7 protein-coding genes are annotated in these 9899 nt (G+C 47.6%); 4 read left to right on the forward strand and 3 right to left on the reverse strand.

Annotation, left to right across the window (positions count from 1 at the left end; all coding sequences use genetic code 11):
* Window positions 1-214: 214 nt before the first annotated feature.
* Window positions 215-1789 carry a nucleoside transporter C-terminal domain-containing protein gene (locus QUA50_RS23620; RefSeq protein ID WP_333267487.1) on the reverse strand — a complete coding sequence of 525 codons (1575 nt, stop codon included), beginning with the start codon at window positions 1787-1789 and terminating at the stop codon, window positions 215-217.
* 220 nt (window positions 1790-2009) lie between these two features.
* Between QUA50_RS23620 and QUA50_RS23625 the strand changes: the two genes are divergently transcribed.
* Window positions 2010-2300, forward strand: coding sequence for a hypothetical protein (locus tag QUA50_RS23625; RefSeq protein ID WP_333267485.1), 291 nt, complete (start codon window positions 2010-2012; stop codon window positions 2298-2300).
* 235 nt (window positions 2301-2535) lie between these two features.
* On the opposite strand, the gene QUA50_RS23630 is transcribed toward QUA50_RS23625, so the two are convergent.
* Window positions 2536-2730 (reverse strand): hypothetical protein, encoded by a 195-nt coding sequence (locus QUA50_RS23630; RefSeq protein WP_333267483.1) that lies wholly within the window; start codon window positions 2728-2730, stop codon window positions 2536-2538.
* A gap of 152 nt (window positions 2731-2882) precedes the next feature.
* Between QUA50_RS23630 and QUA50_RS23635 the strand changes: the two genes are divergently transcribed.
* Together QUA50_RS23635 and QUA50_RS23640 are read left to right on the forward strand one after the other, a co-directional pair.
* Window positions 2883-3035, forward strand: coding sequence for a hypothetical protein (locus QUA50_RS23635; protein ID WP_333267482.1), 153 nt, complete (start codon window positions 2883-2885; stop codon window positions 3033-3035).
* Between the two features lie 158 nt (window positions 3036-3193).
* Window positions 3194-8062 carry a CHAT domain-containing protein gene (locus tag QUA50_RS23640; protein ID WP_333267480.1) on the forward strand — a complete coding sequence of 1623 codons (4869 nt, stop codon included), beginning with the start codon at window positions 3194-3196 and terminating at the stop codon, window positions 8060-8062.
* Between the two features lie 187 nt (window positions 8063-8249).
* Here the strand turns inward: QUA50_RS23640 and QUA50_RS23645 are convergent, their stop codons facing one another.
* Window positions 8250-8375 carry a hypothetical protein gene (locus QUA50_RS23645; protein ID WP_333267478.1) on the reverse strand — a complete coding sequence of 42 codons (126 nt, stop codon included), beginning with the start codon at window positions 8373-8375 and terminating at the stop codon, window positions 8250-8252.
* Window positions 8376-8751: 376 nt separating this feature from the next.
* Here QUA50_RS23645 and QUA50_RS23650 point away from each other — a divergent pair.
* A partial coding sequence (locus QUA50_RS23650; protein ID WP_333398241.1) for a protein kinase domain-containing protein occupies window positions 8752-9899 on the forward strand: 1148 nt, incomplete at its 3' end.

The raw sequence follows: 9899 nt of genomic DNA on the forward strand, positions 1-9899 counted from the left end.
TACTGTTGGTTAACCCGCCCCTACAAGTCTACAGGGGATTTTCTGTTGGGTGAGGGCGGGTTTGAGAGATTGTCGATGATTGACAGATACTGTTGGTTAACCCGCCCCTACAAGTCTACAGGGGATTTTCTGTTGGGTGAGGGCGGGTTTGAGAGATTGTCGATTATTGACAAATACTGTTGGTTAACCCGCCCCTACAAGTCAATTGAAGATATTAAGGGCTTTTCTTGGAGTCAGATTTGGGAGATTCTTGAGCTTTCGGAGCGAGTTTTTCGGCGTTGGGCGAAGGCTTGGGACTGGCAATTGCTGGGGCAACTGACGGCTTTGAATTCGCGGCTGGGGATGCCGGTGATTTCGGAGAATCAGGGGCTGTTAGCGGGGCAGCAGGGGCTGTTTTAGCGCCTAAAATGCTGGCGTCTCCGGTGTCGAAGGTGCCGGCGATGCAAGCGATCATCATTGTGGCTAAGGTGCCGACAAATAATGCTTTCCAACCGAGTTCGGAAATGTCTTTGCGGCGGGATGGAATTAGGGCGATCGTACCGCCGACAAATATGCCGACGGAGGCTAAGTGGGCAAAGCCGGAAAGGGCGTAACTGACAATCAAAACTGTACGATCGCTCACCAGTCCTTTTGCCGATGCTTCTGCTAAGCTTTGATAGGGCGGAATCGCTGTTTCTAACAGCCGGCGACCGATGATTACTGATGCTTGCCAAGAGTCGTCAATGGAGACTCCTGTTAATAGCGTCAGGGGATAAAATAAAAATCCCATAATGTTGGCTAAGGTGACAACTTTGAAAAAGCCACCAATGGGGCCTGGTAAAATTGCCAGCCAACCAAAGAATTGATTGATTAAGGAAACTAAGCCCAAGATTAAAATCAAAACAGCGGCGATCGCCACTGCCATTTTTACACCGTCCAATGCACCAATTATCGCTGCATCGAGAGGGCTGACTCGTTCGATGGGTTCTCCTCCCACTGTCTCTTGTGGCATCGCTTCGCCGTCCGTTTCGGAAATTTCTTCGCCCACAAACTCGCGGCCTTTAGGCTTCCGTTCTTCCTTGGGAATGCCGCCCATTGTCAGCGGCACGCCTGTTTCTGGTACTAAGATTTTGGAGAGGACAAAACAAGCGGGAATGGCGATAATTGAGGCTGAAACTAAGTGTCCTAAAATATTGGGAAAAACAGGCTTTAGAAAACTGACGTAAATTGCTAATGTTGAAGAAGCGGCGGTTCCAAAACAGCAAGATAGGATTGCACAAAGTTCGGAACGAGTCATTTTCGGTAAATAAGGCTTGACGACAATTGCCGCTTCAATTCCTACGAAAATATTGGCCGCGCCGCTGAGGGCTTCCGCGCCGCTCAACCGCATTGTCATATAAAAGATTTTGGCAAAAACTTCGGTGATAATTTGAATCACGCCAATGTTGTATAGCAAGGCCATGAGGCCAGAAAAAAAGATGACTGTCGGTAAAGCTCGAAAGGCAAAAATATATCCTAAATTAACTGCCGGATCTTTACCAGGTATCGGTACAACATTGCTCCCGAAGACAAATCTCGCTCCAGCGTCAGCAGCGGTGAATACTCCATCCAGTAAGCTAGTAAACCACTCTAGGGCGATGCGAGTTGGGGGGAACAGGAATACTAAAAATCCCAAGACTAATTGCAGCCCAATACCCCAGATGATGACGCGCCAAGGTATATACTGAACTTTGCGATTTTCTGAGAAAACCCAGGCGATCGCACATAATCCAAAAATTCCCAGAAACGAGATAAGATTGTAGATTGACATGAGTCGATTCCTTGAAATACTTGAGAATGCCGATCGACGGTTTGCACCACATCAGTTATACTATTCATCTGACGGCAAATGCTAAAAAAAATAACGGGCAGATAAATTACGCACTCAACAGCGTACTGATGTCATTGCTTAGGTCATTCCGAAGTCTGCGGATCTTTAGCAAGCCTTGATTTGCCGTAATTACCAGCAGTTTAGATAGAAACTCTCACACATGGAAGCTTTTGCTCCACATCCTCCTGAATGGACTGCGACGGCGGTTCACGCTAATGAGTTTTGCTGTCCCAAGTGCAATGCTAGCTGCACGGATGCCACTGAGGTCTGGATTAATCGCCGATCGCCAGTATACACCGAGTTCAACCGCCGGAAGTGGCAAGAATTTTACCGCTGCCAGTGCGATTGCGTGTGGTGGGCCTGGAGTAACGACAGGCCACCTTCTGAACTTGTACGTCGCACTCGGAACTCCGATGACGGCCCGGATGACGGCCCGGATGATGATTTTTAGAACGGTGACAGAATTTTCGCTTTTCGCTTTTCGCTTTTATTTAAAATTAGGGTAAGGTGCGCCCGGTCGCACCCTACATTTAGATATGTTAGCCCCAGTTAGGATCGGGAATTAAATAACTTACAATTTTAATTGTTATTGTGGGATGGGCCTGAAAGCCCGTCCAAAAATGACGGGCTTTCAGGCCCATCCCACTTTTTAGAGTGGAAGTTATTTAATTCTCATTCCTTATCAACTAATTCATCACGTCAAGTATTCCCTTGACTACGCCTTCCATGATTCTTTCAATTAAGCTCAATTCATTTTCGCCGATCGACTCATTTAAAAGCATTGACTGAATTCGCTGTCTGTCATCGCGAGTCAGTTCGCCCGACGAAAATATCCGCTCTACTATTTGTTCAGTTAGAAATGGGAAAGCTGGAGTTTGCATGGTTGGTCTCTAAAAGCATCAATATTTTGTTTTTAACTTTATTAGAGGAGCCAGTTATTGTGCGGGTTTTTACTTTTCCACCCAATCAGTGCTCCAATCATAGGACTCTGGGGGGATTTTGTCAATACACTTGTTACAGAACAATACAAAATTTGCCTGAAATTTCCGACATTCTGGCAGCGGGTGGTTTTGGAGTGCGATCGACTCCGGTGGTGGCGGTGTGCGATCGACTTTTTGAAGTTTATGGGCACTTTAGCGGAACATTACAGCTCAAAAAAAATCAAAACGATAAGAGATTAGAATAGGGCATGGGGCATCGGGCATCGAGCATGGGCAAAACAGGGAATTGGTAATAGGGGATTGGCAATAGGCAATTAGCTTTTATGACTTCCCTCGAACCTCTTCCTTCCGGCTAATGACTAATGACTGAGAACTAATGACTAATGACTAATGGCTTCCTCCAATGACCTATTTTCGTTCTGCTCTAATTTTGACATTAGGTTTTTGGCTGCTACCTCTAGCAGTGCGATCGCAACCTGTAGTTCCCGCTACTGACGGCACGAATACTGTTGTTAAGTCCGAGCAAAACCGCACCGACATTAGCGGCGGACAACAGTCAGGAAACGGGGCAAATCTGTTTCACAGCTTCAGTCAATTTAATCTCAGCGAAGGTCAAATCGCTAATTTTCTAACTAATCCAAATATTCAAAATATTTTAGGGCGCATTTCCGGCGACAGTGTTTCCGTTATTAACGGTCTGATTTCTGTAAGCGGCGGCAACTCAAATTTATTCTTAATGAATCCGGGCGGAATTGTCTTCGGTCAAAATGCTAGATTAAACGTGCCGGGATCTTTTTTTGCGACAACTGCTACAGGTATTGGTTTCGGCGATCGCTGGTTCAATTCGACCGGAATTAATGATTACAAAGCTTTACTGGGAAATCCCAATCAATTTAATTTTAATAACTCACAAGTCGGTGCAATTGTCAATGCGGGAAACTTGGCAGTGGGCAGCGGGCAAAGTTTAACTTTGCTCGGTGGCACTGTTATTAATACAGGACAATTATCCGCTCCCAACGGTCAAATTACTGTGGCTGCTGTTCCGGGACAAAATGCAGTCCGCATCAGTCAAACGGGTAACTTATTGAGTTTAGAAATTACTCCGTCTTTGCAGTCAGAAAACTCTGCGCTCGCCCCGGTTTCTTTGCCTCAGTTGCTGACGGGGCCGGGCGCAGCGTCAGCCACAGGTTTAACGACTGACGAACAAGGTCAATTGGTACTCACTGGCGGCCAAACAGTGCCGGTAAATGGGGGAAGTGCGATCGTCTCCGGTTCTGTAAATGTATTTGGCCCTTCTGGGAATGCTGGCGGCACAGTCAATATTTTAGGGGAAAAAGTCGGACTCTTCGGCGCAAATATCGATGCTTCCGGTACTGGCGGCGGAGGTACCGTGCGCGTCGGAGGCGGTTTCCGGGGGATGGAAGCAGTGCCGAACGCACTGGTAACTTATGTTAGTCCTGATTCTACGATCGCAGCAAACGCGATCGACCGCGGCAATGGCGGCACTGCGGTAATTTGGTCAGACAATACAACTCGCTTCTTCGGCAATATTAGTGCTCGCGGGGGCACTGCCGCAGGTAACGGCGGAACAGTAGAAGTTTCCGGCAAAAACGCTTTAACTTTCCAAGGAGAGGTCGATACCCGCGCGACTAACGGCGCGATCGGCAATTTGTGGCTCGATCCGGCAAATATTACGATCGTCAGCGGTAACGGGGACAGCAGCGGGGACTCGACTGGCGGGGAACTGCAATCAGCACCAGAACCCAACGAAACATCGATCTCAGAAGTGCAGTTGGAACAGATGATGGCCGGCAGCAACGTGGTTCTAGAAACCCCCGGCTACATCACCGTCCAAGACTTGCCCGATAACAAACTTTCCCTGCAAGCGAGAACGGGAGACACGGTAACATTTAGATCAGGCGGAGTGTTTGTTGTCAATGACCCCAAGGATTTAATCGAGACTCAAGGCGGCAACATCAACATTTTCGCCAGCAGCATCTCCCTGGGCGGACTAAATGCTAGCGGCGGCAATATCGCTATCACTGCTAACGGCATTGACTTCAGAGGCGGCAGCAATTCTCTCAGCAGTGCGGGGGGAACAATTCGCTTGCAACCCAACGATAACCGAGCAATTCGGATCGGTGGCACCGGCGATATTTTGGGCGTTTTGGACTTGACGGCAAGGGATCTGGGCGCTTTGGCGGGGGATTTCGGCTCGATCGCGATCGGGGGCGAAAACAGCAGCTCGATCGCGATCGTCGCACCCATTACCTTCAACAGCCCGCTGACACTTCAAGGCAGCTCGATCGCGATCGACAATCCCCTGAATACAAGCGGCAGCGCTAGCTTGACTCTCGACGCGCCTCAAACTAATCTCAACGCCAACCTTGCGACATCCGGCGGCAATCTCACTTTTACCGGAAACGCATCCCTCAATGCTGACGTGGCTTTGAGCGCGGAAGTTACCGGCAGCATTCTGTTCTCCGGCAGCCTAGACGGATCTCGCGCCCTGAGACTAGACGCTGGGCGAGTGCACTTCGGCGCTACAGTCGGTCAAGCTGCACCCCTGGCGAGTTTGACTGTTAACGCCCGCAGTACCGAGGTTTCGGGCAATATTGCGACATCTGGCGACATGACTTTCAATAGTAACGTCACAGTCGATCGCACCGCCGCCCTTGCCGCCACCACCGGCAATATCGCTTTTGCCAATACCCTCGACAGCACGCCGGGCCGGGCTCATAATTTGACGCTGCGCGCTGGCGGCAACATTACTTTTGACGGCAGAGTCGGTCAAACTCAGAGGTTGGGCCGGCTTTCGGCAGATGCTGCTAGCGTGACGGCTGCTTCCACAATTGCCGCCCGAATTTTGAGCGTTAACGCGCGAGATTCCGTTACCTTCGGGGGGGACAGCACGGCTGCTTTGGGAGCCGATATCAAGGCAGAAAACGTCCTCCTAGAGGGTAATTTAAGGACGGATGGCGCTAACGTGAACCTGCAAGGAAGCGGGGAGGTTCGGACTGGCAATATTACCTCGAACGGCGGGAGGATTCGGGTTGAGGGGAATACTGTTGCTGCGGGTGCGATCGACTCGTCATCGGCGGGCACAGGAGGCGCGATCGCGATCCAAAGCAATGCCGGCCCTTTAACTGCGGGAGTTTTGAACGCTTCGGGGGCGATCGGCGGAAATATTGCTGTCACCTCTTCATCGGGCATTTCGGCTCTCGATCTCAACTCCAGCAGCACTTCAAACGGCAACGGCGGGGGCGTTTCCCTGAGCGCGACCGATAACATTCAGTTGGGCTTTATCAACGCTCAAAGCGGCCCTGGAGGCACTGGCGGCAGCGTTGATGTGACCACCCCCGGTTTGTTTCGCTCGAACAATGTTTTCAACGATATATCGGGCAATTCTTCGAGTATTTCTAGTGCCGGAGGTGCGGGGGCGGGGAGGATCGAAATTCGCCACGGAGGCGGTATCGATCGACCGTTTGTAGTTGGCGGCGCGATCGACAATGGAACCCTGGGAAGCATTAATGCTGGCGCGGGAAACGCCATTTTGCCCAGTCTTGCTTTTGGGCAAACTTACACCCAAGGAATTTTACCAAATCAGATTTCCCTAATTACACCGCGCCCGCCCTCTGCTCCCGCACCAATTCCCGCACCAATTCCCGCACCAATTCCCGCACCAATTCCCGCACCAATTCCCGCACCAATTCCCGCACCGCCTGTAGTGCCAGCAGTCCCCGTAAATCCAGATCCGGCGCTGTCATTTCCTGCATCTTTGCAAGTAGAATTGCGATCGCAAAGTCAATACAACACTCCCGAAATTAGCCCGGATATTTTCGCTCCTTCTCGCAGGCTAGATTCGGCAGGTTCAGGAGTTTTAGCATTTGAGGAAATCTTTACTCGCGAGTACGAAAAATATTTGGATTTGCCCGCAAGAAAACCGATTAGTAATATGTCGGTAATCTACGAAAATCTTCGCAAAAACGAGCAAATTACCGGGATAAAATCTGCCATTATTTATATGAATTGGGTCAGCAGATCGGATGCAGCCGCAGCCAAAGAAGATGATTCTGTACTGGTGGCAAGTCAGGATTTATCTAATCTATTGCCTGTGAGAAAACACCTCACCTCCCAGGCTCCTCGCCCCTTAGAAGATAAGTTGACTCAGAGGTTGTCGCCGGATGGCAAAGAAGTTTCCGATGTTCCGAGTGGGGAGCATTTAGAAATAGTGTTAGTAACAGCTAATGCTCAACCCCAGCGCGTTTTAATTCCGGCTACAACGCGCTGGCAGGTGTTGCAACTAGCTGACGCCCTGCAAACCGAAATAACTAATCCCCGAAAAAGAAGCAGCATTAGTTATTTGGATGTGGCGCAAAAACTTTATCTGTGGTTAATTGCGCCAGTTGCTCCAGAATTGAGAGCTTTAAAAATTGACAATTTAATTGTAATTCCGGCAGCAGGTTTGCGGAGTGTGCCGTTTGCTGCTCTTCACGATGGCAAAGGCTTTTTAGTTGAGAAATACAGCATTAGCGTGATGCCGAGTCTGAGCTTAACTGATATCGGCTACGACAATATTGCGGATGATGAAATTTTGGCGATGGGGGCGTCGGTATTTGAAGATAAAGCGCCATTACCAGCGGTACCGGTGGAGTTAGAGTCGATCGCGCCGCCAAGTGAAGGAAAATCATTTTTGAATCAAGATTTTACTCTCGGAAATTTGCAAGCTCAGCGGGCAAATCGGCCTTTTGGCATCATTCACTTAGCAACTCACAGCGAATTCCAGCCAGGAGAACCGAAAAATTCTTACATTCAGTTGTGGGATAGTAAATTGCGTATCGATCAAATGCGGCAGTTGCGGTGGAATGAACCGCCGGTGAATCTGTTAGTTTTAAGCGCGTGCAGTACCGCTTTGGGCGATGCAGATGCGGAGTTGGGGTTTGCGGGTTTGGCGGTAGCTAGCGGTGCTAAATCCGCTTTGGCAAGTTTGTGGGAAGTCAGCGATGATGGGACTTTGGGGCTGATGACTGAGTTTTATCGGCGGTTGCGGGCCCCCAGACGCGGTGGCAATTTGATGATTAAAGCGGAGGCTTTGCGACGCGCGCAATTGGAGATGCTGCGGGGGCGCGTGCGGATTCAAGACGGGATGTTGCGAGCCGAAGGGCTTTCTGGGGGTCTAATTTTGCCTCCAGAAATTGCGGCGCGGGGTGATAGAGTGCTTTCGCATCCTTATTATTGGGCCGCCTTTACAATGATTGGCAATCCTTGGTAATGGAGTTTTTTCACAAGTCTTGCCCAAATTATTAGGGTGGTTTGATAAACTCCTTTGATTCGTTAGGAGCGCGAATTAAATAACTTATAATTTTAATTGTTATTGTGGGATGGGCTCTTATAGCCCGTCCTTAAAAGACGGGCTATAAGAGCCCATCCCACTTTCAAGAGTGGAAGTTATTTAATTCTCATTCCTTAATTGCCCGAAAACCTATACTATTGACATACATTTTTAGGGATTCCGGTTTCACAGTCTTGCTGTAACCAGGCGTGGGACTCATCATCAGCGATCGATTGACGATCGCACTTAACACAAATGTGCTTATGTTTTCCTTTTTTCTTAGTGTTTTTACGGATATGGGTTAATTTGCACTTGCTTTCATTGCATGGTGATTCCACTTATTCATACTCTAATTATGCAACACTCAAATCTCCTATCAAGACTAACGGCGATCGCACTTCACTCTGTTTTGCCGAATTTTACAGGAAACTGTGGAGCGATCGTACTCCTGACCGGAATGTTTAGCCGTCTTATTTCAATAAATGTTAAGAAAAAATAATTTTTTTTTTTAAACTTAAGCTCTTCTTAAAGTTTCGGGTATTATTATATATTGGAGGATACATCTACTTAATTAATTAACAATATATAAAAAAATAATTGAGTGTTAATACTGACAAGAGGCTGTAAGAATGATTAACTTACCGGGCTACGACATTACCAACCAGATCCATGAAAGTAATAATTCTGTAGTTTACCGGGGACTCAGAAAGCAAGACAAGCAACCCGTAATTCTCAAATTTCTTAAACAAGATTATCCGCTGCCAGCTTCGTTAGTCAGATACAAGCAGGAATACGAAATTACACACAATCTTCACCTAGAAAGTGTGCCTAAGACCTACAGCTTAGAAAGATACCATAACAGTTTGGCTATCATTTTCGAGGATTGCGGTGGAGACTCATTAAAGCTCTTATTGGCTTCTCACCAACTTACCTTAGAAGAGTTTTTATTAACAGCTATTAAAATAACCAGGGCTTTAGGTGAAATTCACCGACATAAAATTATTCATAAAGATATCAATCCCAGCAATATTATTATCAACTCAACCACAGGGCGAGTTCAAATTATAGATTTTGGCATCTCTACTGTTTTAAAGCGCGAAAATCCTACCCTGAAAAATCCTAATGTTTTAGAAGGCACTCTTAGCTATATATCGCCGGAACAAACAGGCAGAATGAACAGAGCGATAGACTACCGCACTGATTTTTACTCATTAGGAGTCACTTTTTACGAACTGCTAACGCGGCAATTGCCGTGGGATTACAGCGATGCAATGGAATTAATCCACTGTCACATTGCCAAACAAGCAGTACCGCCCCACCAAATCAATCGAGAAATTCCTAAAGCTGTTTCTAATATTGTGATGAAGCTATTAGCGAAAACCGCTGAAGCCAGATATCAAAGCCCTTGGGGAATTATCGCTGACTTAGAAGAATGCCTAGAACAATTAAAAACTACGGGAGGAATTGCAGATTTTGCGATCGCCCAAAAAGATATTACAGATAAGTTTCAGATACCTCAAAAACTCTACGGCAGAGAAACAGAAGTTGAAACCTTATTAGCAGCCTTTGAGCGAGTCAGCAGGGGCAGCACCGAAATGATGCTAGTATCCGGTTACTCAGGCATAGGAAAATCCGCCTTAGTACAAGAAGTTTATAAACCAATTACTAAAGCCAGAGGTTATTTTATAGCCGGAAAATTCGACCAATTTCAACGAAATATCCCTTACGCCGCCGTTGTCAAAGCCTTTCAATCATTAGTCAAGCAACTCTTAACAGA

Source organism: Microcoleus sp. M2_D5, from assembly GCF_036701935.1.
Lineage (GTDB): Bacteria > Cyanobacteriota > Cyanobacteriia > Cyanobacteriales > Microcoleaceae > Microcoleus.